Origin of the sequence: Sulfurimonas sp. (genome assembly GCF_041563495.1) — a bacterium.
In the GTDB taxonomy this organism is placed as follows: domain Bacteria; phylum Campylobacterota; class Campylobacteria; order Campylobacterales; family Sulfurimonadaceae; genus Sulfurimonas.
Window position 1 is genome coordinate 93,985 of record NZ_JBFFMZ010000006.1, and the last position, 21,972, is coordinate 115,956.

At 36.0% G+C, this 21,972-nt stretch carries 24 protein-coding genes and 1 tRNA gene; 13 read left to right on the plus strand and 12 right to left on the minus strand.

All coding sequences use genetic code 11. The features are described from left to right. Positions 1-222 precede the first annotated feature (222 nt). Genes pyrC through exbD form a run of 5 tightly spaced genes read left to right on the plus strand, consistent with a single transcriptional unit; the run spans position 223 to position 3,539 of the window. Positions 223-1,230: a dihydroorotase gene (pyrC, locus tag ABYK18_RS08005; RefSeq protein ID WP_373036139.1), complete on the plus strand. Its 1,008-nt coding sequence runs from the start codon at positions 223-225 to the stop codon at positions 1,228-1,230. Further along, positions 1,223-1,876 (plus strand): response regulator transcription factor, encoded by a 654-nt coding sequence (locus ABYK18_RS08010; protein WP_373036140.1) that lies wholly within the window; start codon positions 1,223-1,225, stop codon positions 1,874-1,876. The genes pyrC and ABYK18_RS08010 overlap by 8 nt, the downstream gene beginning before the upstream one ends. Next, positions 1,866-2,696, plus strand: a complete 831-nt coding sequence (locus ABYK18_RS08015) for a sensor histidine kinase (protein ID WP_373036141.1) — start codon at positions 1,866-1,868, stop codon at positions 2,694-2,696. The genes ABYK18_RS08010 and ABYK18_RS08015 overlap by 11 nt, the downstream gene beginning before the upstream one ends. Then, positions 2,696-3,145 carry a TonB-system energizer ExbB gene (gene exbB / locus ABYK18_RS08020; protein WP_373036142.1) on the plus strand — a complete coding sequence of 150 codons (450 nt, stop codon included), beginning with the start codon at positions 2,696-2,698 and terminating at the stop codon, positions 3,143-3,145. Before ABYK18_RS08015 ends, exbB begins: the two co-directional genes overlap by 1 nt. A gap of 1 nt (position 3,146) precedes the next feature. After that, positions 3,147-3,539 (plus strand): TonB system transport protein ExbD, encoded by a 393-nt coding sequence (gene exbD / locus ABYK18_RS08025; protein WP_373036143.1) that lies wholly within the window; start codon positions 3,147-3,149, stop codon positions 3,537-3,539. On the opposite strand, the gene ABYK18_RS08030 is transcribed toward exbD, so the two are convergent. Next, entirely contained in the window at positions 3,540-3,773 is a 234-nt protein-coding gene (locus ABYK18_RS08030; RefSeq protein ID WP_373036144.1) for a hypothetical protein, read from the minus strand. A gap of 101 nt (positions 3,774-3,874) precedes the next feature. Between ABYK18_RS08030 and tpx the strand changes: the two genes are divergently transcribed. Continuing rightward, positions 3,875-4,384: a thiol peroxidase gene (tpx, locus tag ABYK18_RS08035; RefSeq protein ID WP_373036145.1), complete on the plus strand. Its 510-nt coding sequence runs from the start codon at positions 3,875-3,877 to the stop codon at positions 4,382-4,384. A gap of 61 nt (positions 4,385-4,445) precedes the next feature. Here the strand turns inward: tpx and ABYK18_RS08040 are convergent, their stop codons facing one another. The 5 genes from ABYK18_RS08040 to groES all read right to left on the minus strand — a co-directional run bounded on the left by ABYK18_RS08040 (position 4,446) and on the right by groES (position 9,494). Beyond that, a complete protein-coding gene (locus tag ABYK18_RS08040; RefSeq protein ID WP_373036146.1) occupies positions 4,446-4,862 on the minus strand; it encodes a hypothetical protein in 417 nt (138 codons plus the stop codon). 12 nt (positions 4,863-4,874) lie between these two features. After that, a complete protein-coding gene (locus ABYK18_RS08045) occupies positions 4,875-5,600 on the minus strand; it encodes a sulfur oxidation protein (protein ID WP_373036147.1) in 726 nt (241 codons plus the stop codon). Positions 5,601-5,699: 99 nt separating this feature from the next. Then, a complete protein-coding gene (locus tag ABYK18_RS08050) occupies positions 5,700-7,082 on the minus strand; it encodes an FAD-dependent oxidoreductase (RefSeq protein WP_373036148.1) in 1,383 nt (460 codons plus the stop codon). A 395-nt stretch (positions 7,083-7,477) separates the two neighbouring features. Beyond that, positions 7,478-9,115, minus strand: a complete 1,638-nt coding sequence (groL, locus tag ABYK18_RS08055; RefSeq protein ID WP_373036149.1) for a chaperonin GroEL — start codon at positions 9,113-9,115, stop codon at positions 7,478-7,480. A gap of 118 nt (positions 9,116-9,233) precedes the next feature. Beyond that, the gene (gene groES / locus ABYK18_RS08060) at positions 9,234-9,494 is read right to left on the minus strand and encodes a co-chaperone GroES (RefSeq protein WP_373036150.1); all 261 of its coding nucleotides are present in this window, start codon (positions 9,492-9,494) and stop codon (positions 9,234-9,236) included. 203 nt (positions 9,495-9,697) lie between these two features. Between groES and ABYK18_RS08065 the strand changes: the two genes are divergently transcribed. The 3 genes from ABYK18_RS08065 (at position 9,698) to ABYK18_RS08075 (ending at position 12,783) form a co-directional block, all read left to right on the plus strand. Continuing rightward, a complete protein-coding gene (locus ABYK18_RS08065) occupies positions 9,698-11,536 on the plus strand; it encodes a diguanylate cyclase (protein WP_373036151.1) in 1,839 nt (612 codons plus the stop codon). 95 nt (positions 11,537-11,631) lie between these two features. Then, positions 11,632-11,708 (plus strand) — tRNA-Met (locus ABYK18_RS08070). A 235-nt stretch (positions 11,709-11,943) separates the two neighbouring features. Continuing rightward, a complete protein-coding gene (locus ABYK18_RS08075) occupies positions 11,944-12,783 on the plus strand; it encodes a cyclopropane-fatty-acyl-phospholipid synthase family protein (RefSeq protein ID WP_373036152.1) in 840 nt (279 codons plus the stop codon). Between the two features lie 6 nt (positions 12,784-12,789). Here the strand turns inward: ABYK18_RS08075 and ABYK18_RS08080 are convergent, their stop codons facing one another. Continuing rightward, a complete protein-coding gene (locus ABYK18_RS08080; RefSeq protein ID WP_373036153.1) occupies positions 12,790-13,668 on the minus strand; it encodes a radical SAM protein in 879 nt (292 codons plus the stop codon). Between the two features lie 6 nt (positions 13,669-13,674). Beyond that, complete coding sequence (locus tag ABYK18_RS08085; RefSeq protein ID WP_373036154.1) at positions 13,675-14,118, minus strand: hypothetical protein; 444 nt, start codon at positions 14,116-14,118, stop codon at positions 13,675-13,677. Positions 14,119-14,232: 114 nt separating this feature from the next. Between ABYK18_RS08085 and ABYK18_RS08090 the strand changes: the two genes are divergently transcribed. Next, on the plus strand, positions 14,233-14,514 hold the full coding sequence (locus ABYK18_RS08090; protein WP_373036155.1) for a cation transporter: 282 nt from the start codon (positions 14,233-14,235) through the stop codon (positions 14,512-14,514). Here the strand turns inward: ABYK18_RS08090 and truC are convergent. Further along, positions 14,465-15,217 (minus strand): tRNA pseudouridine(65) synthase TruC, encoded by a 753-nt coding sequence (gene truC / locus ABYK18_RS08095; protein ID WP_373036156.1) that lies wholly within the window; start codon positions 15,215-15,217, stop codon positions 14,465-14,467. The genes ABYK18_RS08090 and truC overlap by 50 nt on opposite strands. A 48-nt stretch (positions 15,218-15,265) precedes the next feature. Here truC and ABYK18_RS08100 point away from each other — a divergent pair, with 48 nt between their 5' ends. Next, the gene (locus ABYK18_RS08100; protein WP_373036157.1) at positions 15,266-15,904 is read left to right on the plus strand and encodes a hypothetical protein; all 639 of its coding nucleotides are present in this window, start codon (positions 15,266-15,268) and stop codon (positions 15,902-15,904) included. On the opposite strand, the gene ABYK18_RS08105 is transcribed toward ABYK18_RS08100, so the two are convergent. After that, positions 15,901-17,166 carry a DEAD/DEAH box helicase gene (locus tag ABYK18_RS08105; protein WP_373036158.1) on the minus strand — a complete coding sequence of 422 codons (1,266 nt, stop codon included), beginning with the start codon at positions 17,164-17,166 and terminating at the stop codon, positions 15,901-15,903. The two genes, ABYK18_RS08100 and ABYK18_RS08105, sit on opposite strands and share 4 nt — an antisense overlap. Before the next feature lie 167 nt (positions 17,167-17,333). On the opposite strand from ABYK18_RS08105, the gene ABYK18_RS08110 reads away from it, so the two are divergent. Together ABYK18_RS08110 and ABYK18_RS08115 are read left to right on the plus strand one after the other, a co-directional pair. Further along, complete coding sequence (locus ABYK18_RS08110) at positions 17,334-19,295, plus strand: EAL domain-containing protein (protein ID WP_373036159.1); 1,962 nt, start codon at positions 17,334-17,336, stop codon at positions 19,293-19,295. Positions 19,296-19,363: 68 nt separating this feature from the next. Beyond that, entirely contained in the window at positions 19,364-19,858 is a 495-nt protein-coding gene (locus ABYK18_RS08115; protein ID WP_373036160.1) for a DUF2062 domain-containing protein, read from the plus strand. Here the strand turns inward: ABYK18_RS08115 and lgt are convergent. Together lgt and ABYK18_RS08125 are read right to left on the minus strand one after the other, a co-directional pair. Continuing rightward, positions 19,855-20,688 (minus strand): prolipoprotein diacylglyceryl transferase, encoded by an 834-nt coding sequence (gene lgt / locus ABYK18_RS08120; protein ID WP_373036161.1) that lies wholly within the window; start codon positions 20,686-20,688, stop codon positions 19,855-19,857. The genes ABYK18_RS08115 and lgt overlap by 4 nt on opposite strands. Further along, the gene (locus ABYK18_RS08125; RefSeq protein WP_373036162.1) at positions 20,689-21,972 is read right to left on the minus strand and encodes a (Fe-S)-binding protein; all 1,284 of its coding nucleotides are present in this window, start codon (positions 21,970-21,972) and stop codon (positions 20,689-20,691) included.

The following is a 21,972-nucleotide window of genomic DNA, read 5'->3' on the forward strand; positions in this document are numbered from 1 at the left end:
GTCTAATTTAATTTTTTTTAATATAGCCCGCAGTTATATGAGACTACGAATGACGATAATATAAAAATAGGAATGTTTTGTCTCTTTCTCTTAAGTATTATTAAATGTTATATAATAATTGGCTGTATACTTTTAAAGATATAACTCAACTTAATCAAAAAAAATTTAATGCATATTTAGCTATAATAAAACTAATAATTTATTCATATAAATCAAGGAAAAATGATGACCCACACTCTTTTAATGCCATTGGACATGCATCTTCACCTTCGTGACGGTGTTATGCTTGAAAATGTTGCTCCACTTACTGCATACAGTTTCAGCGGTGCAATCGTTATGCCGAACCTAATTCCTCCAGTATCTAGCTTGGAAGATGTTATAGCATATAAAGAGCGAATCATAGCAGCGGTTCCAAATGACTACTTTGAGCCTTACATGACTCTGTTTTACAAAAATTATGATAGAGCTTTTTTAGAAAGTGTCATGGATGAAATAACAGCTATAAAACTTTACCCTGCCGGTATTACCACAAACTCCGAAGGAGGAGTTTCATCTTTTGACATTGAAGAGATGCGCCCTACTTTAGAAGCTATGAGTGATTTAAACATTCCTCTTTGTGTTCACGGTGAAACAGATGGTTTTGTTATGGACAGAGAAGCTGAGTTTATGAGCATATATGAACTGCTTGCATCTAACTTTCCTGAGCTAAAGATTATTATGGAGCACATCACTACAAAAGAAGCTGTTGAGATGCTTGATAAGTTTGACAATCTTTATGCAACCATTACTGTCCATCATCTTCTTCTTACTCTTGATGACGTAGTCGGCGGAATGATGATGCCTCACAACTTCTGCAAACCTATTGCAAAAAGACCTGAAGACTTGGACGCACTGCTCAGTGTTGCGCTAGAAGCCCATCCTAAAGTGATGTTCGGCTCAGACTCGGCACCCCATCCACAGGACAAAAAAGAGAGTTGTGGCTGTGCTGCAGGTGTGTTTACTGCACCTATCGCTCTTCAACTCTTGTGTGAAATATTTGAGCAGTATAACAAACTTGACAACCTTCAAGCATTTATCAGTGACAATGCACAAAACATCTACGGTATCTGTCCTGAGTTTAAAGAAGTAACACTGGAAAAGAGAACTTTCGTGATACCTCAAAAATACGGCAATGTTGTACCTATGTACGCGGGTCAAGCAATTAACTGGGCAATTGAGAGCGTTGACTAGAGTTCTGCTTTTAGAAGATGATCTCCTCTTTGGAGAGACTCTCGTTGATTTGCTAGAAGAAAATGATTTTGAAGTCACCCATGTCCCAAATGGACAAAGTGCTATAGATGCTACATTTGAGCAAAAATTTCATATTTACATACTTGATATAAATGTTCCTCTTATTGACGGTGTAACTGTTTTAAAAGAGCTTCGCGAAGCACAAGATTCTACTCCTACCATCTTTTTAACATCACACAAAGACAAAGAGATGCTTACTCGCGGTTTTATGAGCGGAGCAGATGATTATATCACCAAACCCTTTGACAGTGATGAACTTCTTCTAAGACTTCATGCTCTGCTTAGAAGAGGCAAATCAAGCAGTGTGGAGTGTATCGACTTGCTTTGCCACGATGAACTCCACAAACAAATCTTGTATAACGGTGAAGAACTTGACCTTTCAAAAAAAGAATATGCTCTTCTTTTGCTGCTTATGAAACATGTAAATAATACGGTTCCAAAAGAACTAATAAGTGATGAACTTTGGAGTACTTCGCAAACTGGAAGCGACGGAGCAATACGAGTATATATAAACCGTATAAAGCAGTTACTTCCAAGTATGTCCATAGAAAATATTCGCGGGGTTGGATACAAACTTGTTTCGTAACCTTCGCATCTCCATCTTTATCTATTACTTTTTAACAGTCAGTGCGTTTATGGCTATTTTACACTATTTTTTAGAAATTGTAGAGGTTGAAAATACTTTTCTTTTGGCTATTGTGATGACTTGTTTTAGTATTCTTGGAGGAGTTATGATATCCAAACTCTCGGTTGATCCTCTGCAAGAACATGTGACAAACTTGCAAAATCTCTCAAAAGAGACTCTGCATGAGCTTAACCTTCCCATAAGCACGATCATCACAAATCTCAATATGCTCAAAAAAAACACAGAAAATGAAAAAGATTTAAAAAGACTCTCAAGAATAGAAACAGCATGCGGGATGCTCCAAGAGAGATATAATGAACTTGACTATATGATAAAGAAACAGAGTACAAATGAGATAAAAGAAAACTTTTTACTTGACGAACTCGTTCAAGAGAGAGTTGCCTTTTTAAAACATGTTTATCCACATGTAGAATTTAATGCAGAACTTCAAACTACAAATATTATCAGCGACAGGACAGGCTTGGCAAAAGTCATTGACAACATCATTGATAATGCTGTAAAATACTCACCAAACAGTAATAAATGTGACATAAAACTAGATAACTATACACTTCAAATCCAAGATTACGGATGTGGTATGGATGAAGTCGAACTTATTCAAATATTTGACAACTATTATCAATCTAATGATAACATGCAGGGCTTTGGTATAGGTCTTAGCATGGTAAAAAGATTTTGTGACTCACAAAAGATACAACTGAATTTCAAGTCTAAACCTGACTACGGAACAACAGTACTACTAAAATTTAAGGACGTTTAATGGAAAGCAACTTTCTAGCTTATGCAGAAAAAGCACTTGACTACGGTGTAATGGGAGTTTTAATACTTATGAGTGTAGTAACTTTATGGTTATTTATTGAGAGAATGATGTTTTATAAGAGCATTCGTCTAGATGATTATAACCACAGAGATGTCCTAGAAATCGATTTGACAAACAATATCAGTGTTATAAGTGCTATAGGCTCTAATGCTCCATATGTCGGACTCCTTGGAACTGTCGTCGGTATTATGATTACATTTTACACTATGGGGGATGTGGGAGCCGTTGATGCCAAAAAAATAATGATAGGTCTTGCACTTGCGCTAAAAGCCACCGCTATGGGGCTTATCGTTGCAATGCCTGCTATTGTCGCCTATACCATAGTGCTTCGTAAAGTTGAAAAAATCTTAACTGCATACGATGTGATTCAAGACACAAAAGAGCAGTAAAATGGCCAGATGTAAAAAGGAACCAAAAAGATTTGACCAGATAAACGTTATCCCGTTTATTGACATTATGCTTGTTCTTTTGGTCATGGTTTTAACAACAGCTACATTTATAAAACAGGGTGTTATACCTGTAGAACTTCCAGAGGCAAAAGCAAGCAAAAAAGAAGACCTTAAAAAAGAGATAAATGTTTATGTAAATGCCAAAGGCGAGATGTTCTTTGAGAAAAAGAGAGTAGATGCCAAAGAGCTTGAATCTGAGCTGGCTCAAATAGACAAAAAACAGACTGTAGTTTTAAGAAGTGACAAAGAATCAAGATTTCAGGACTTTGTAACAGTTATGGACATACTTAAGCGTTTAAAGCACGAACAGCTTTACATAGTCACAAAAGAGTAGTTAATATGCCTTATCTAAAAGTTTAAACTTTTTGGTTTGGCTTTGTTCTTCGTCCTTGGTCTCTTGTACCACTTCCGACTTCTGAGTTACCTCTGTACTAAACACTTTTTTATCTATCTCTTTGTTTTCTCTAAATATCGTACTTGCCATAAAAAACAAAATCATTATCACGACAACACTGGCATAAAGTAAAATATAGTTTTTGATATGACCTGATTCAAAAGGGTTTTGCATTATTACTCTTTATAATTTTTTCAAGAGCAATTATATACTAAATAAGATAACTTACATTATTTTTATGCTAGTATATTTTAAAATTTATTTAAGGAAACTATATGCAAACAACAACTTTCAAAGGTAGCACGGTAAAATTGGCTGGTAATGAACTTAATGTTGGTGATAGTGCACCAGTAGTCATAGCGACTGGAACTGATTTAAGCGATGTAGAAATCGGCGGGGCAAAAGACAGAATTCAGCTTATCATAACGGTACCGTCATTAGACACTGATACTTGTGCTGCTGAGACAAGAAGATTTAACGTAGACGTTAACAATCTGGATATCTGTGAGACAACTGTTGTTTCTATGGACTTGCCGTTTGCGGCTGATCGTTTTTGTTCTACGGAAGGTATTGAGAACCTGACTGTTGCATCTGATTATATAAACAAGGATGTAAGTAAAGCATTTGGTGTTTTAATGGATGACAACAAACTAAAAGGTCTTAGCGCAAGAGCTGTTTTTGTAATCGACAGAAGCGGTACAATAGTTTATAAAGAAATTGTTCCCGAAGTAACTGCAGAACCAAACTATGAAGCTGCACTTGAGGCTATTAAAGAAGCAAGGTAAATTTAGTGGGCAAAATAAGATAAATATAATCTTTATATATCTTATCGTGCCTTTTTCTGTACTATTTCCATTGTCTTTGTCTGATTCTAGAGTGACAAGATGTACACTGCTTTAATATTTGATTATAATCTTCAAGACTTTCGGAAAAATCATCAGTTTCAATAGAAACTATTAAATCTTCAGCATACATCTTAATCATCTTAGCTCTTTTTTTAGCAAACTTACCCGCATTAGCCTTGGAATCTGGCAAATATGTTGTTGCATCTGTTTCTATTAATGAGTTTAGATTTGAGATAAGAGTTTTTGCAGCTATTTTAACTCCCTCTTTATTGTTGTAAAAACCTGCTCTTTGGATGGCTCCCACAGCTTTAAGCATTGTTCTCATATCAGATGCCAGTTTAGCCTTTTTTGTTTTATCTTCTGCATATAGTGAAGAAGCAAGTAGAATTGTTAATATAACTGTAGTTATTTTTTTCATATATTCCTCTCTTTAATATTGAATTATTTCTTTAGTGTACTCACTCAGAGTAACTGTTAGAGCATTCTCTTTAACACGTTTTTTCGCTTTTCTTTTTCCACCATAGTATTTTTTAAACTCTGGTTTAAATGCTTTAAAGTAGTCATGAAATTTATCTGGACCAAGAACAGCAGAAGCCCATAGATTGTCATCTTTGTCTACCTCTATAACAATTGAAGCTAAAGGCTGTTCGGCAGGACCTGCGATCTGTTTACAACCCTTTTTAGCATCAAAAGCAGAGAGGTGAGAAGAGCAAACCATTATCCCGCTTTGTTCACAAGCCATAGTCTTTTTACCGCGAGGCAAATACTGTAAAAAACTGTCATCAGGAGTCGGGTGGGCTAGTTGATGAGAGCATATAGCGCTATAAGCAACTATACTTCTGTTTGCTCCAACACCACTTTTCCAAAGATATTCCTCACCGTCTTCTGATTTTAAAGTAATATTTTGAGCCGTCTCTTCTCCAAGGTCCAAAAGAATGGAAGGAGTGCCTACAAACGGATAGTTAAAAACATAGTTAGTCTCTTTTTTAAGTGTTGATGCTTTTATAGGGTTTCCATCTGCATCTACAAGCTGCACCTTTTCATATGATTCAAAGAGTGCATTTTCACTTGCATAAAGCCTCCCTGTTATTGTTGAAGGTGCTACTGCTACAGCAACACCAACACCTGCAATTTTTAAAAAATTTCTTCTATCCATAAAGTTTCCTTGAATTTTATTAAGTTTCAACTAAAAACTACAGCTAATTTTTAATTAAAACCTAGAAAGAGGTGGGGGATCCCCTTTCTAGACTTCTGTCTAACTAAATAAGTCAGCCATAATACCACGGTACCAATCTCTAGTAGCCTTGGCTGTACCTTTTGAACGGAACTTGCCATTAGGAGCTTTAGGTACATGCCCTGCACCTTTTATAACCGTGCCTGTCCAACTAAAGTCATGAGTAACCATAATAGCTTCTTCCGGTTTGTCACCAACCATCGAGTAACATACATTACCTGCTTTTACAGAAGCAGTTTTTACCGGTAAAGTATATTCTTTTTTATGTAAGCGGTGAGCGATTTCCTCTGCACACTGTTTTCCAGACCAGTTAGCAGTTTGACCACTTGGTGGGATAGCGTGAGCTACTACATCACCAACAGCGTAAACATCTTTATCTGTTTTAGTTTGGAAAGAACAACCGTTCATTAGTACTTTTTTGAATGAATCTGTAGAAGTTTCAAGTCCAGCCATGTCAACTACAGGGTTTGATCTGTTATTTGGCATTAGGTTTAGAACCTCATACTTGATAGTTTTCTTACTAGCTTCATCCATATCAGTTGCTGCTGTAGAGTATGAGATAGTTTTAGCATTAACATCCACATCATCAACTTTAGAGTTTGGAACATAAACGATTCTATCAGCATATAATTCTTTCCAAGATTCCATAAACGCACCAAACTTAGCAAATTTAGCTTTAGGATTAAGTACGATTACTTTACCTTGAATCCCTTCTTTATTCATATATGCAGCGATCATAGAAGCTCTTTCAAATGGAGCTGGAGGACAACGGAATTTACCATTTGGAACTGTTATAACAACATCACCGTCTTCCATATTAGTAAGCTGACGTTCTAATGCAACATGCTCAGAACCTGGAATCAGTGCTGATGGAGCTTTTCTAGCTACTTGTCCTATTTTCTCTTTTGACCAAGTTGGGAATTGACCTTCATAATCATATGCAATACCAGGAGAAAGTACAAGAATACCATACTCGACAACACCTGCAGCAGTAGTTACTGTTTTAGCTTTACGATCTATAGCAACAACTTCTGAATGTAACATACTATAACCATGTTTATCAACAGGCTGAGCATAATCAAATACAAATGTCCCTAAGTTAACACCCTCTAGCTTGCCAAGATTAGTATTAGAAAAAGGACAAGACATAAAAGTGTCATTTTTTTCAATGACAAGTACATCAAAATTTTTATCTTTTTTCATTAAATCCTTAGCAACCGTAAGACCGCCAAATCCTCCACCAATTACTACAACTTGGTGTTTGCCGAGAATTTTTTTTGTGCCTGCTTCTGCTTTAGCATCTGGCTTAGCATCTGCCCCTGCACATCCTGTTATAGCAGTTGCAGCAATTGCAGCCACACTTGCTGCTCCTACTTTTAGTACGTCGCGACGATTTATATTCATAACTTTTCCTTATGTTTTATATAGCACTCTTACAAAAATTTATTTTGATTTTTGTATCGCTAAAATATTACAATTAATTATATAAAACAAAACTTAGTATTTGAATTTAGTCACTTTTGTAGTTTTGTGCTGCAAACATATTGAATCCTGATTGTTGCATCTGAGTATATAAATAAATACGTAATCAGAGCTTTTGCTGTTTTAATTGATAATGAGGTAAAAAGGCTTAGTGTAAGAGTTGTTTTTTGTAATCGAAAGTTATAGAATAGTCCTCGTCGGTCCTTCGGATATCGACTGTGGTTCCGACGCTAAACTCCGCCGTCTGATGCTTCGCATATCAGACTCTGGTGCGCAAGCTAAAAACGTGAATAAATTCACGTTTTTTTGACGCTTGCTTACATCATACCCGGCATTCCCATTTGTGGAGGCATTCCGCCAGCCATATCTGCTGCCGGATTTTCTTCTGGTATCTCATAGATTGCAGCTTCAGTTGTAAGAAGCAGACTTGAAACTGAGGTTGCATTCGTAAGAGCTACACGACCGACTTTAAGAGGGTCTATGATTCCGGCTTCAAACATATCTACATATTCACCAGTTGCAGCATTGAAACCAATATTAGGATTCTCTGCACTCTCTACAGCATTTACAACAACACCTGTATCATAACCTGCGTTTTGAGCAATCTGTTTGATTGGAGCTTTTACCGCACGAAGAATAATCTCACAACCTATTTGCTGGTCACCTTCAAGCTCTAAAGAAACTTTTGCAGCAGCACGAACTAAGGCAGCTCCACCACCGATAACGATACCCTCTTCCACAGCAGCTTTTGTAGCCGAAAGCGCATCATCAACACGGTCTTTTTTCTCTTTCATCTCAGTCTCAGTTGCAGCACCTACTTTGATTACCGCTACACCGCCTGAAAGTTTTGCTAAACGTTCTTGAAGTTTTTCTTTGTCATACTCGGAAGTTGTAGCATCTATCTGTACTTTAATTTCTGATATTCTGGCTTTAACTGCTGCTTCATCACCTGAACCGTTAACGATTACAGTGTTATCTTTGTCTATTACAACACGAGAAGCTTGACCCAACATCTGGATAGTTGCACCTTCAAGAGTGTGACCTGTCTCTTCAGCTATAACAGTACCCGCAGTCAGTGTTGCAATATCTTGAAGCATAGCTTTTCTTCTGTCCCCAAAGCCCGGAGCTTTAACAGCAGAAATATTTAAAACACCGCGAAGTTTATTTACAACTAAAGTCGAAAGTGCTTCACCTTCCACATCTTCAGCGATAATAAGAAGAGGACGGTTAGTTTTTTGAACTTGCTCCAGTACCGGAAGTAAATCTTTTAAAGATGAAATTTTACTATCTGCCAAAAGAATCCAAGGATTTTCGATTTCAGCTATCATCTTCTCAGTATTTGTAATGAAGTAAGGACTTAAGTAACCACGGTCAAACTGCATTCCTTCAACTACATCAAGTTCATCATAAATACCTTTTGCTTCTTCAACAGTTATAACACCGTCTTGACCCACTCTATCCATTGCTTCAGCAATCATATCACCGATAACACTATCTGAGTTTGCAGAGATTGTAGCAACCTGAGCAATATCTTGCTTACCGTTTACAGCTTTAGACGATGCTTTTAAGTTTTCTAAAATTGCTTCGCAAGCTTTGTCCATACCGCGTTTTACTTCAATAGGATTCGCACCCGCTGTAATGTTTCGAAGACCTTCACTAAAGATTGCATTTGCGAGAACCGTAGCCGTTGTTGTACCGTCACCGGCTTCATCAGCAGTGTTAGATGCCACCTGTTTTACAAGTTGAGCACCCATATCTTCAAGCTTGTCTTTAAGTTCTATTTCACGGGCAACAGAGACACCGTCTTTAGTGATTACAGGAGAACCGTAACTTTTTTGAATAAGAACATTACGACCGCGAGGCCCCATAGTTACCTTTACTGCATCTGTTAGTTTTTCAACACCACGAGCCAGCGCATTACGCGCATTATCTGAAAAAATTATTTCTTTTGCCATCTATTAAATTCCTTAATTTTATTTCATAAAATGAAGGGAACCCCTCATTGATTAGTCTTCAAAAGGAACGAAGTCCCTTTTACTTCGCTTGGACCGCTGTGGTCACTAAAGCTTTTTGTTATCCTACAATTCCGAATATGTCATCAACTTCTAAAACTAAAAATTTATCAGCACCAAGTGCAACTTCATTTCCAGAATACTTTCCAAATAAAACTACATCGCCGTTTGACAGCTCTGTAACTTCTTTACTTACAGCTACAACTTCACCCTGTGAAGGTTTTTCAGTTGCATTATCGGGGATGATGATTCCAGAAGCAGTCGTATTTGCTTCCTCTACTCTTTTTACTAAAACTCTTTTGCCTAATGGTTGAAAGTTCATATATATCCTTATAAATTTTGTATATATTTTATAAAAAGGATGGTATCCAATTATAGGTAAATTATTGGTAAATTACTTAAATATTTATTCCTTGTAAAAACTAAAAAGTAATCTTTCGTAAAAATCTACCGTAAATTTAAATGTACAATGTCCTTAAATAATAATATTTGTGATAGAATCTAAAAAAAGTATAAGGTAATATTATGGAATCCAGACAAAAAGTAATCACAGCCCTAGTAATCATCTTTACTATTTTCTTTATTTCGATGATAGTAAGCACCGCATTTAATTTCAGAGAATATGGAATTAAAACGGCTGAACACAAAGCAAGTTTAACTGCTGAGATTGTTAAAATCGGATTAACATCCCATATGGTTAACGGGATTATGAGTCAGAGGGATTTCTTTCTAAACCAAATTGGAAGTGTAGAAAAAATCAATCAGCTTTGGGTTGCACGTTCACCTACCGTTATAGAACAATATGGTGAAGGTCACAACAATGAAACACCAAGGGACAAAATAGACACAGAAGTATTAAAGTCTGGAAAAACTAAATCTGTAACTACTGAAATGCCCAGTAAAAGTATGATGCGTGTGAGCATACCTTTTGTAGCAACTGAATATGGGACTCCAAACTGTATGGCTTGCCATAAGGCGGAAGAAGGAGAAGTCCTCGGTGTTGTTAGTATGGTTATGGATATAACAGATGTTAGAACAAGCAGTATGAAAACTGTTCTTTATAATATGGCTATAACCATTATCACTATTATACTTGTGTTTATTGTCATTACTAGATTTATAAAACCGTTTGTAAATATATTTTACTCAATAAGAGACGTTATGCAAAGTGCATATCACGGTGACTATTCAGTAAGAATAAAAGGTCATCAGAACAAAGAAAGTCAAATCGTAGCAAAAATGCTCAATACCATGCTGGAAAAACTCCAGCACACATTTGCTGAATTAGACAAAAAAGTATATGTATTTATCAAAAATAAAAACTATGTAAAAGAGCCCGACCCGCTCATAAACATTAACACAACAATCGAAAGACTCTCGGACATCTACAAATTTAAACAGACTATAGAAAATGATAAAGATTTAGAAGATATATACAATAGAATTGCCTCTGTTTTAAAAGATCATTTTAGACTTGATGATTTCACTATGACAGAGATAGATACGATGAACAAGGTCAAAAAAATTGTATATTCTGAAAAAGGGTGTCATTGTGGAATCTTAGATGGTGAGTGTAGGGCAGACCGAATCCATGCGAGTGTAGATTCAAGCATCTTTAAGAATTCATGTGAACTATATAAGCTTGAAGGTACAGAGTATATTTGTACTCCATATACAATATCAAATGAATTAACATTAGTTCTAACCATTGTTACCAAAGGAACCAAAGACACCGAGTATGTAAGAGCAATTACAAGCGATATTGAAGACTATATAACGACTGCAAGACCTGCGATAGTGAGTAAAAAACTGATGCAGACACTTAACCAGATGGCTAGGGTCGATCAGCTTACAGATATGTACAACCGTAAATTTCTAGATGAGTTTGTTGATGTTTCTGTTCCTCAGGCTATACGTGCAGGTACTTCTTTTGGTGTGCTTATGATAGACATTGATTACTTCAAGATGATTAACGACAACTACGGTCATGATGTCGGAGATGAAGCAATCCGTATAGTCTCAGGAGTAATAAAAAAGAGTATACGTAAAGCTGATATGGCTATCAGATATGGAGGAGAAGAGTTCTTAGTTCTTCTTTATAACTGTGAAGAAGAAAATATTATTAAAATAGCAGACAACATAAGAACTGAATTTAGTAAACAAAAGATATATGCAAATGGTGACTCTTTCTCAAAAACTCTGAGTGTCGGTTGTTCAAACTTTCCAAAAGACAGTGATAGTATTTGGAAGTGTATAAAATTTGCAGACATGGCACTTTATCAGGCGAAAGAAGGTGGGAGAAACAAAGTTGTAGCATTTAAAGAAGACATGCTAACCAACACAGAAGTTGGAGAGAGCTACTAGGTTTCAAACTGCTATATTCTAAATTTTGGGATTATAACCGGGCAAAAGGAAAATAAAAGCTTTCCATGGTTATAATTCCGACCTACAAAATAAATGTCACGGTAGCTCAGCTGGTTAGAGCACTGGTCTCATAAGCCGGGGGTCGGGGGTTCAAGTCCCCCTCTTGACACCATTTATATTTTGTAGAACCCTTCAAAAACAAACAATCAAAAAACTTAAAATCATTCCTTCTTTTCACTTGTAAAAACCCATTATTTATCTTTATGTTATTATTCTCAGTAGACAAACACAGGAGGTGCATTATGAATTCAAATAAATCAAATATAAATCTATCAAAAGAAAAGTTGGTGACAACTAATTAGATATCAATAGTTGTCACTAAATATATAAATTATTTGGAGACAAAAATGTACAAACAATTACAAGAGATAAATACAAAACCGAAACTTTTTGAGTTTTACACGGCCGAACTACTTTGGGCTGATTCTTATACATCTAAACAGATGCTATATTATCATCTAAATCCAGACATTGACTTAGCATCCAGGAACAAAGAGTTTATAAATAAATCCGTTGATTGGATTGTTTCTGAGTTCTCAATAAATCAAGAGAGTAGAATATGTGATTTTGGATGTGCTGTCGGTCTTTACACCTCGGCTTTGGCTAAAACAGGGGCTAGCGTAACAGGCATTGATTTTTCAAAAAGCTCAATAGATTATGCAGAGAACTTTGCTATACAAGAGGGTTTAAATATAAATTATATTTGGCAAAACTACTTAGAATATGAATCAAATGAGAGATATGACCTTATCACTATGATAATGTGTGACTTTTGTGTACTCAGCCCTGAACAAAGAAAACTGCTGCTGGATAAATTTTACAAACTATTGGATGCAAACGGAAGTGTTTTACTTGATGTATCTTCACTAAAGGGCTTTGAAGAAAAACAAGAGAGTGCAACTTACGAGTACAACCAACTCAACAAGTTCTGGTCGCCAAATGACTACTATGGATTTGTCAATACTTTTAAATATGAGGATGAAAAAGTAACATTAGATAAATATACAATCATTGAAGAGCAAAGCTCTAAGGTTATATATAACTGGTTTGGACACTTTAGTATAGAGATGCTAAGAAATGAGTTTGAGAGTGCAGGTTTTATCATTAAAGAAGTATATAAAGACGTTGCAGGTTCAAAATATGAACAAGAACATACTGAGTTTGCCGTTGTTGCCGTGAAGGCTTAAAAGGATTTAAAACCCGCGGAACATCCTAGGCACAAAAGCTTTCTCGCCGAGACTTAAAGCATTGTCCAATTCCTCTATAAGTCTCTCTTTCTCTCTGGGCAGGTTTCCTGCCAGATGCAGTGCATTAGATGCGTGGTTTGAACGGAAGATTATTTTATTAGTCGGATTTAAAAGTTGTATAAACTTCTTTTGTTCTTGCAACAACTCTGTGTCATCAAGCATCTCAAAGTCACTAAAGTGTTTGTAAAACTTCTCTTTTGAGTCCTCTTCTAGTCCGAGTTGCAAAGTTGAGAGATAGTTTACTCTTGTAGCGTTTATGACCTTTGCACTCTCTCTTATGTGCTCATCTGAGTATTTTGTTCCGCCCATGCCAAGTATGGCTGTAGCAGATATTTTAAGTCCTGCATCTGAGGCTTTGTTTAGTGACTCGATGATTTCGCTTTGGTTTACACCTTTTGTTATCTTCTTTAAAACGGTGTCACTGCCCGTCTCTACTCCGTAGTAGATTAGGCTCAAACCGTTTTCTCTAAGTTTTTCCAACTCTTGGCTTGATTTGTTTAGTATGTTTTGTGCAGATGCATAAAGAGAAATACGTCCGAGTTTTACAAAAGATTTTTTTAAATATGTAAAGAGTTTTAAAAGGTAGTCCGTATCTAATGCAAGAGCATCCCCGTCTGCTAAAAATACTTTTCTTGCATCCGGATATAATTCAGAGAGAGTGTCTACATCTCTAAATAGATCTTCTATAGTTCTTACTTCAAAGCCCTTTGTCTTGTACATAGAACAAAAGGTGCAGTTGTTGTAACTGCACCCGTAAGTAGCTTGTATAATAATATTGTCAGCTTCTGCGGGCGGGCGGTAAAGCGGGTATGAGTACTCTGGCATCTAGGTTTAAACTAAAAACATCCACTTTGCAGCTATGACTATGAAAAGTCCAAGAACGATGACAAGTTTATGAAAGTGGTTTTCCATAAAGTTGCTTTTTTTGCCGTTTGTAAATTTAACATAAAGATTAGATGCAACTCCGATGACAATTATGAGAACAAGAGCAATTTTAAAGACTAATATTTTTTGCAAGCCAGTCTCAAAAAAACCTGCATTTGAGTTGATGTATTTTGACATCATCATACCGCCTGTAAGGACTAAAAACAGGAGAGTAAGAGGAAATATCTTAAAACTTCTTTTTCCTAAAGTCTGGTTTATTTTTTGCTGTGTCTCTTTGTCAAACTTATTTTTAAGCGTTGAGATGACGGCCAAATCGCTAAATACATAACCCAAAAAGATGATTGCCAAGATAAGGTGAATAATATGTGCGTACGGATAGATTGCTTCCAATGGTTTCTCCTGTGAATATTTCAAGCGATTATACATTAAGAGTATAAATTAAACATTGATAAAGTTCAATGTAGTAAAATATTTAAATAAAGAGGAAGCTTTGGAGGGGAATAAATGCAAAAGAGTTTTAGAGCACTAAACATAAAATGCGGCGGATGTGCGAATACTGTACAAGAATCACTCAAAGAAGATTTCGGTGAAGTCAAAGTAGATTTGGAACAGGAACCAAGGGTGGTCACACTTAAAATAAAAGACGATGAGCATGAGAAGCTTTTTCGTAAAAAGATGAGAAGTTTAGGCTACCCTATGCATGACGAAAATCTTGGAGCCTTCAGTGCAACAGGACTTAAAGCAAAGAGTTTTGTGTCGTGTGCCGTGGGAAAAATGAACCAATAATAGAGCTGAATGTCTCGTCTAACTCTGCATCTATGAGCAGAGTTTCATGAGTATATGGATGCTTAAACTCTAAAGATAATGCGTGAAGAAGCAGTCTGTGACAATCAAACTGCTCACGCACAAATATATTATGTTCCCCTCTTCCGTATTTCGTATCGCCTAAGATATGATGCGAAATATGCTTCATATGCCTTCGTATCTGATGCTTTCTTCCTGTTTCCGGCTTGACTTTTACAAGTGAGTAGCGGGTCTTGTCGTATTTTCCTACTGCAAAATCAAGCTCAACCGAATCTAATGTTTCATACTCGCTCACGGCTTCTTGAGCCTCTTTTTCTTTACTTGCATCTTTGTCGGCTATCTTATCTAGTTTCTCTTTTAGAGCGTGATCTATCAGCCCGGATGCATCCGTATATCCGCGCACTACACAGATATATGTTTTTTTGGTTGTATGCTCTTTAAACTGCTCTGACATGAGTTTAGCACTCTCTTTATCAAGAGCAAAGAGTAAAACACCAGAAGTTGGTTTATCAAGTCTATGAACGGGATATACCCACTGCCCTATCTGGTCACGAAGAATCTTCATGGCATAATATATCTCGTGTCTGTCTATCATAGACTTATGAACTAAAAGCCCGCTTGGTTTATTGATGCACACCAGATGCTCATCTTGATATAATATTTCTAATTCATAATTTTCAAACATGTTGAAATAATATCATTTTTCAAATATAATAGCTTAAAAAGGATTGTCATGTCTTATGATTTCTCTATAACCGGTGTTTTAAAAGAGGGACTGCGTCGTGCGGAGGGTGTAAAACTAACCTTTATAGGCTCTCTAATCATATATATTCTTATTGCGGTTTTTGTTAAATCACTTTTAAACTTCATATTTCCAGACACTGCTTCACTGCTTAGTATTTATGCCTCATCCACAGTCGAGATGCTTTTTACTCTTCCTATCTTAATCGGAATCATGCTTCTTGGTGTAAAACGTGCAAGAGATGAGATTCTGGAAGTCCCATCGATCTTCAACTACTTCGGCATGATAATACCGATTATGCTCGCTTATGTGGCTATGACGATTATAATTACTCTTGGTTTGATACTTTTTATAATTCCTGGAGTATACCTTGCAGTATCTTATGCTTTTGTATATACCCTTATAGTGGATAAAGGTATGAATGTCTGGGAAGCGATGGAACTTTCCCGTAAAACAGTCACTAAGCAGTGGTTTAAGTTTTTTGGACTCTCACTTCTAAGTGGAGTCATAATAGTCCTTAGCGCCATACCGTTTGGTATAGGCCTGATTTGGACAATCCCTATGACATATATCAGCTACGGGTTACTTTATCACCGTTTGTTTGATGACGAAGAAATTGAAGAGTACTAATCTCTCTTCGTAGTTTTTCTTTTTTTCTTTGAGATAGGTTTTACAAACGTTTTTTTCGCAGGTCTTTTCTTTTCAACTTTTTTGTGTTCACTCTTTAGTTTTAGTTCATCCTGATCTTTTCTTCTAATTGTAGGATCAGGTTCAAAACCCTCTACTGTCTCTTGTGGAATTTTTTGACCTATAAGTCTCTCAATATCTTTTATGTCATACTTTTCGTAAATATCTAAAAGTGAAATAGCTTCACCGTCTCTACCCGCACGACCGGTTCTTCCAACTCTGTGAACATAATCTTCAGGCACTGACGGAAGCTCATAGTTGATTACATACGGCAGTTCTTCTATATCTAATCCTCTGGACGCAATGTCAGTTGCGACAAGAACTCTTATCTTGCCCTCTTTAAACTGTGTCAGTGTTTTTAGTCTATTTGCCTGTGTCTTGTCCCCATGGATGATTCCACACTTAAGACCGTCTTTTTGAAGCTCTAAAAAAAGTTCATCCGCACTGACTTTTGTTTTTGTAAATACTAATACTTGAGGAAAGTTTCTTGAACCTATAAGATAAGCTAAAAGTTCAGCTTTTCTGTCAGTATCTACCATATAAGCTACTTGATTTATAGTATCTACCGTAGTGTTCTTCTTCGCAGTCTCGATAAAAGCCGGTTTTGTCAATATTTGTTTTGAGAGTTTTCTGACTTTGTCACTGTATGTTGCCGAGAAAAGAAGTGTCTGATGTCTTTTTGGAAGTTGCAGGTGGATTTTTCTTATCTCTTTTGAAAAACCCATATCAAGCATTCTGTCTGCTTCATCTACTACAAAAACTTCAATATTTGAAAAATCAAGACCTTTTTCCATAAGCTCCATAAAACGGCCCGGAGTTCCTATGACGATGTCAACACCTTTTTTAAGAGAACGGATCTGTGTATCAAGGTCCTTGCCACCGACTAAAATGGCACTGGTCAGACTCATATGTTTGGAATAGTTTTTTACGTCTTCATGTATCTGAATAGAAAGTTCACGGGTAGGTGAAAGTATAACGGCTCTAATGGCTCTGTTTTCATCGGCAGTAGTATTTCTGAGTTTTTGTAAAATAGGCAGAGCAAAAGCTGCCGTTTTACCTGTTCCTGTCTGAGCAGTGGCAAATATATCACTTTTTGCCAAGACCAAAGGAATGGCTCTTTTTTGTATAAGTGTTGGATGCTCATAACCTAACTCTTTGATGGCTCCAAGCAATGGCTTGATAAGCCCCAGTTTTTCAAATGACATAAATAAACAACCTTCTTATAATATAAGTCGAATTTTAGCATATTATTAAATAAATAGGTGGAGTAAAGAAAAAAGTACACTCTACTTAGGTACAATATGTAAAATCTTAAATTGATATATTATTCTAAGACAAAACGAAAGAATTATATAAAAGGTCTTTATAAAGTATGGCGCACAAAACAACTTACACAAGAATAACAGCAAAAATAATGCTTACCACACTTTTCATTACCCTTATTTCAGCATATACATACAGTGAATACATGAAAAAAAATGCAATTGCTACTCTTGCACATATAGATGCTAAAAAAACCAGTATGCTTATTTTTGAATCTCTCTACTCTGCTATGCAAAGAGGTTGGAGCAAAGATGACCTTAACGAGATTATAAACAGACTAAATACTGTAGATGAAAACATGGAAGTAAATGTCTACAGAAGCAGCATAGTCGCGAATCTTTACGGTGATATCGCAAAGGATAAAAAAGCACGTGAATCAGCCCCTGCCGTAAAAGAAGCAATGATAGGAAAAGAATCATTAAATATCTCTAATATGGATTATATAAATTACCACTACCCTGTTATAGCCAAAGACGCTTGTTTAAAGTGTCATACAAACAGTAAGATTGGTGATACACTAGGAGTAATAAGCATCTCTTATCCTGTAGATGAGTTAAAAATCTCACTAACTCAGATGATTAACTTTTTTATTATTTTTATTGCTGCTTTTTCGTTAGTAATATTTTTAGCTATTTTTATAGAACTGGATCAATATTTAATAAAACCTATTAAAAACTTCTCTAATGCGATTAAAAATATTACAAACTCAAATGATATGACAAAGCGTGTAGAGGTTAATGACAACATAGAAGAGATAGACTCTATTAAAGATGTCTTTAATACGATGCTAGATTCAATAGAGCATCAATTTTATTTTGACAATCTAACAGGTCTGCAAAACAGAAGAAGACTAACCGAAAGACTGGAATTGAAAAACAGTTCTTTTTTAATGATTATAAATATTGACTCTTTTCAGGAGATAAATGATTTATACGGAGATGACTCAGGAGACAAACTGCTTCAAGAGTTTGCCAACTTTTTGCAAACGCTCGTACCTGAAGATGGCTCACTATATAGACTTCACTCGGATGAGTTCGCATATCTTTGCCAAAAAGGAATGGACTTAAAAGAGTTTACAACTTTTGCTTCTTTTGTCAGTGACAAGATTTCCAATAAAAGCTTTAAGCTTGACTCAAACGGTGAAGTAAGTTTAAGTGCCACAATGGGTCTGGCATACGGAACAAGCATGCTCCTTGTCAACGCAGATACTGCTCTTGTAGTTGCAAAGAAAACCAAAAAGCACTTTTTGCTTTATGATGAATCAATGGCAATGGCAAAGGAGTACGAGAAGAACTTCAGCTGGACAAAACGTTTAAAGAAGGCTATTGATGAAAACAGAATAGTCCCTCTTTTTCAACCTATTGTAGATGCCAAAACAAAAAAAATAGTTAAGTATGAATCTCTGATGAGAATGGTTGACGAAGAAAATATACATATTGCGCCTATACACTTTTTGGAACTTGCAAAAAGAAATAAACTCTATCATCAGCTTACAAAGATAATGATTGAAAAGACATTTGAAAAATTTAAAGATTCTTCATATCTTGTATCAATCAACATATCTGTAGAAGACATATTAAATAAAGATATCTATAATTTTATTATCAATAAGCTGGCATCTACTAAAATGGGTGATAGAATCGTTTTTGAAATTATCGAATCTGAAGGTATAGAGAACTTTGATGAAGTCATAAAGTTTATCAATGAAGTCAAAGAATTTGGCGCAAGAGTATCTATCGATGATTTTGGAACAGGATATTCAAACTTTGAATACTTAATGAAACTAAAAGTAGACTATATAAAAATAGACGGTTCCATGATTAAAAATATAGACACAAATAAGAATTCTCAGATGATTACTCAGACAATTGTAGAATTTGCAAAAAAAATGAATATACAAACAGTTGCAGAGTTTGTCTACTCTAAAAATATTTTTGATAAGATTGTTGAATTAGATGTTGATTTTGCTCAAGGATATTACTTTGGCGAACCTTCTGAACATATAGAATAAATTAACAATATAAGTAAAAATATAAGTTGTATAAAGATATAATCGTAGTAAAAAAATAAGTAGCATTTATGGTTAGAAAAAATCTTAAAAAAATAAGTAAAAGTGAAAAGCTAAAAGAATTTATCAAAAAATATAAAGTGCCGCCTGAATATCTATCAACAAATAGACGAATGGTATCAAAAGCTGTTTTAATAGGTCTTTTTATTGCTTTTATTCCAATGCCGATGCAGATGCTGCTTGTACTTGCTATGATGCCGTTTTTTAAATTCAATGTCCCTATCGGGCTTGCTATGTGCTGGTTGAGCAACCCTTTTACTATGCCTCCAATGTACTATATGGAATATATGACCGGTGCCTATTTTCTAGGAAGTGAACCTCTAAATGTAGAGATGACTCTGGAGTGGTTTAGCAAAAATATTGATAATATTTTTATAGACCTTTATACCGGAACTCTTTTTTACTCTGTAGTTGGATCTTTGAGCGGATACTGGCTAGTAAACCACTTCTGGAAATCGTCTGTTCATAAAGACAAAAAACTTCATCGTAACGATAGAAAGTCTTAAGAGTTTTTCTTTAACTCTTTGTTTGCAACTCTTTCATAATAAACCCAAGCGATAATTCCTACCAGACTCATTGCCAGACTCATAACCTGTCCTTGCGTAATAACACCGCAGCAAACATAACCTATCTGGACGTCAGGAGCACGGTAAATCTCTGCGATTGCTCTAAATATGCCGTAACTAACGGCATAAACTAAAATCAGTTCGCCGCTGAATCTTTGGTATTTTCTATATGCGTAGACAACGAGAAAAACACCAAATCCTTCCAAAGCAGCTTCATAAAGTTGTGAAGGATGACGAAGAACTCCATCTACTAAAATTCCCCAACTGACGTCCGTCTCACGTCCGACAAGCTCTTTATTTAGAAAGTTTCCAATACGCCCAAATACAAAGGCAAGAGGTACGCTGATGGCAACAAGATCCATTATCTTTCCAAAAGCGACTTTATGCTTTCTTGAATATAGATATGTACTTATCAAAAAGCCAAAAATAGCTCCGTGATAGCTCATGCCTCTGATGCCTACAAACTCACCGTTTTGAAAAGGGTTAAATATTTGCCAAGGATGAGATAGATAGTATAGTGTCTGTGTATCGTAAAACAAGATATATCCGAGTCTTGCACCGAGAATTACGCCTATTTCTACATATATGAAGTAGTTGTCAATCTCTTTACCTCTAAAGTCAAGATTGTCTCTTTTAATGAAATATTTACCTATATATAAGGCACTAACAAGAGCCAGAACATACATCATCCCATACCAATGAACAGGCAAAGAGAATATATGAAAAGCTATAGGGTCAAAGTTATCGTATATATGATTCCATGCCGTCATTTATGCTCTCAATGCCTCTGCTATAAGTTCAATAGGGTTTTTAAATACTGTCTCAACCTCGGCATAGTTCATTGAAGCGTTTATCTGCATCCTGCAGGCGCTACACTCGGCACTCACTACATCCGCTTTAGTCTTTTTAATCATTGCCGCTTTAGGAATACCTGCAGCTTTTGCAAAGTGATATTTTTCGCTCTGCATGGTCACACCGCCAAAACCGCAACATGCATTTGGATCACTCATCTCTACTATGTTATAGTTTTTACTGATCAAGTTTCTCGGTTCAGCGTGTATTCCCTGCATCTTCTTAGCATGACACGGATCATGATATGTTACAATCTTTGTATCTTTTTTCTTAGATGCCAAAAGTTGTTCCAGCTGTGTATGGTGCTGTAACCACTCTGTCGCCATGAAAATTTTGTCTTTAATTGCAGTTGCCCTTGCCTTCCACTCAGGCTGGTCATGAAAGTAATGCTCGTAATCAATTTTAAGCATAGCAGAACATGTGGCTTCTGGGACAATGATAGCCTCGACATCTTTGGAGAAACTCTCAAAATACTCGATATTGAACTTTGCATTATAATCGACTGTATCAAAATCACCCGTGAAGTAAGCAGGTGCCGAACAGCACTTCTGATTTTTTGCTAAAAATGCATCAATACCCAGATGCTCTAAAATCTCTAAAAGACTCTCTCCGACACTTTTATAGTTGTAATTACCCAAACACCCTATGAATATAGCAACTTTTCTTTTCCCGCCGTTAGAGATATTCTCAGGGTGAGAATTTAAAAATGATGTTTTAGTAAGACTTGGTAGAAGTCTGTCCGCTTTTAGCATAGGAATAGAAAAGCGTGAATTCATAGAGTCTATGTCGGCTTTTATCTTAAATCCGCAAGTCTGAAACACCCAGCCAAGCTTAAAAGCAAGGTCGTTCAGCCAGCGATGACGAAGAAGCAAAAAGAATGCTTTTTTATACCAAGCTATACCGAACTTCTTAGCTACGTCCGAGCGAACTTGCTCTATAACCATATCTGTAGGAAGTGATTTAGGACATACTTCTACACAGTTTGTACATAAAAAACAGCTCTCAAAAATATCTTTTGCCGTTTTATCCAACTCAAGATTTCCTCTTTGGTAAGCCCCTAAAAGATCCAAAAAACCACGTGGAGATGTAACCTCATCGGCATTAACATTATGAATAGTACAAACAGGAATACACTTTCCGCACTTTACACAGTCGTCTGTGATGTTAGCGTAATCAAAAATATCTTGAGGCGTTTTGCTCAT

What these genes read in the sequence shown, in the direction of transcription:
- pyrC (WP_373036139.1), top strand. Translation starts at nt 223, where the DNA reads ATGATGACCCACACTCTTTTAATGCCATTGGACATGCATCTTCACCTT.
- exbB (WP_373036142.1), top strand. Translation starts at nt 2,696, where the DNA reads ATGGAAAGCAACTTTCTAGCTTATGCAGAAAAAGCACTTGACTACGGT.
- exbD (WP_373036143.1), top strand. Translation starts at nt 3,147, where the DNA reads ATGGCCAGATGTAAAAAGGAACCAAAAAGATTTGACCAGATAAACGTT.
- ABYK18_RS08030 (WP_373036144.1), bottom strand. Translation starts at nt 3,773, where the DNA reads ATGCAAAACCCTTTTGAATCAGGTCATATCAAAAACTATATTTTACTT.
- tpx (WP_373036145.1), top strand. Translation starts at nt 3,875, where the DNA reads ATGCAAACAACAACTTTCAAAGGTAGCACGGTAAAATTGGCTGGTAAT.
- ABYK18_RS08040 (WP_373036146.1), bottom strand. Translation starts at nt 4,862, where the DNA reads ATGAAAAAAATAACTACAGTTATATTAACAATTCTACTTGCTTCTTCA.
- ABYK18_RS08045 (WP_373036147.1), bottom strand. Translation starts at nt 5,600, where the DNA reads ATGGATAGAAGAAATTTTTTAAAAATTGCAGGTGTTGGTGTTGCTGTA.
- ABYK18_RS08050 (WP_373036148.1), bottom strand. Translation starts at nt 7,082, where the DNA reads ATGAATATAAATCGTCGCGACGTACTAAAAGTAGGAGCAGCAAGTGTG.
- groL (WP_373036149.1), bottom strand. Translation starts at nt 9,115, where the DNA reads ATGGCAAAAGAAATAATTTTTTCAGATAATGCGCGTAATGCGCTGGCT.
- groES (WP_373036150.1), bottom strand. Translation starts at nt 9,494, where the DNA reads ATGAACTTTCAACCATTAGGCAAAAGAGTTTTAGTAAAAAGAGTAGAG.
- ABYK18_RS08065 (WP_373036151.1), top strand. Translation starts at nt 9,698, where the DNA reads ATGGAATCCAGACAAAAAGTAATCACAGCCCTAGTAATCATCTTTACT.
- ABYK18_RS08075 (WP_373036152.1), top strand. Translation starts at nt 11,944, where the DNA reads ATGTACAAACAATTACAAGAGATAAATACAAAACCGAAACTTTTTGAG.
- ABYK18_RS08080 (WP_373036153.1), bottom strand. Translation starts at nt 13,668, where the DNA reads ATGCCAGAGTACTCATACCCGCTTTACCGCCCGCCCGCAGAAGCTGAC.
- ABYK18_RS08090 (WP_373036155.1), top strand. Translation starts at nt 14,233, where the DNA reads ATGCAAAAGAGTTTTAGAGCACTAAACATAAAATGCGGCGGATGTGCG.
- truC (WP_373036156.1), bottom strand. Translation starts at nt 15,217, where the DNA reads ATGTTTGAAAATTATGAATTAGAAATATTATATCAAGATGAGCATCTG.
- ABYK18_RS08100 (WP_373036157.1), top strand. Translation starts at nt 15,266, where the DNA reads ATGTCTTATGATTTCTCTATAACCGGTGTTTTAAAAGAGGGACTGCGT.
- ABYK18_RS08105 (WP_373036158.1), bottom strand. Translation starts at nt 17,166, where the DNA reads ATGTCATTTGAAAAACTGGGGCTTATCAAGCCATTGCTTGGAGCCATC.
- ABYK18_RS08110 (WP_373036159.1), top strand. Translation starts at nt 17,334, where the DNA reads ATGGCGCACAAAACAACTTACACAAGAATAACAGCAAAAATAATGCTT.
- ABYK18_RS08115 (WP_373036160.1), top strand. Translation starts at nt 19,364, where the DNA reads ATGGTTAGAAAAAATCTTAAAAAAATAAGTAAAAGTGAAAAGCTAAAA.
- lgt (WP_373036161.1), bottom strand. Translation starts at nt 20,688, where the DNA reads ATGACGGCATGGAATCATATATACGATAACTTTGACCCTATAGCTTTT.
- ABYK18_RS08125 (WP_373036162.1), bottom strand. Translation starts at nt 21,972, where the DNA reads ATGAGCAAAACGCCTCAAGATATTTTTGATTACGCTAACATCACAGAC.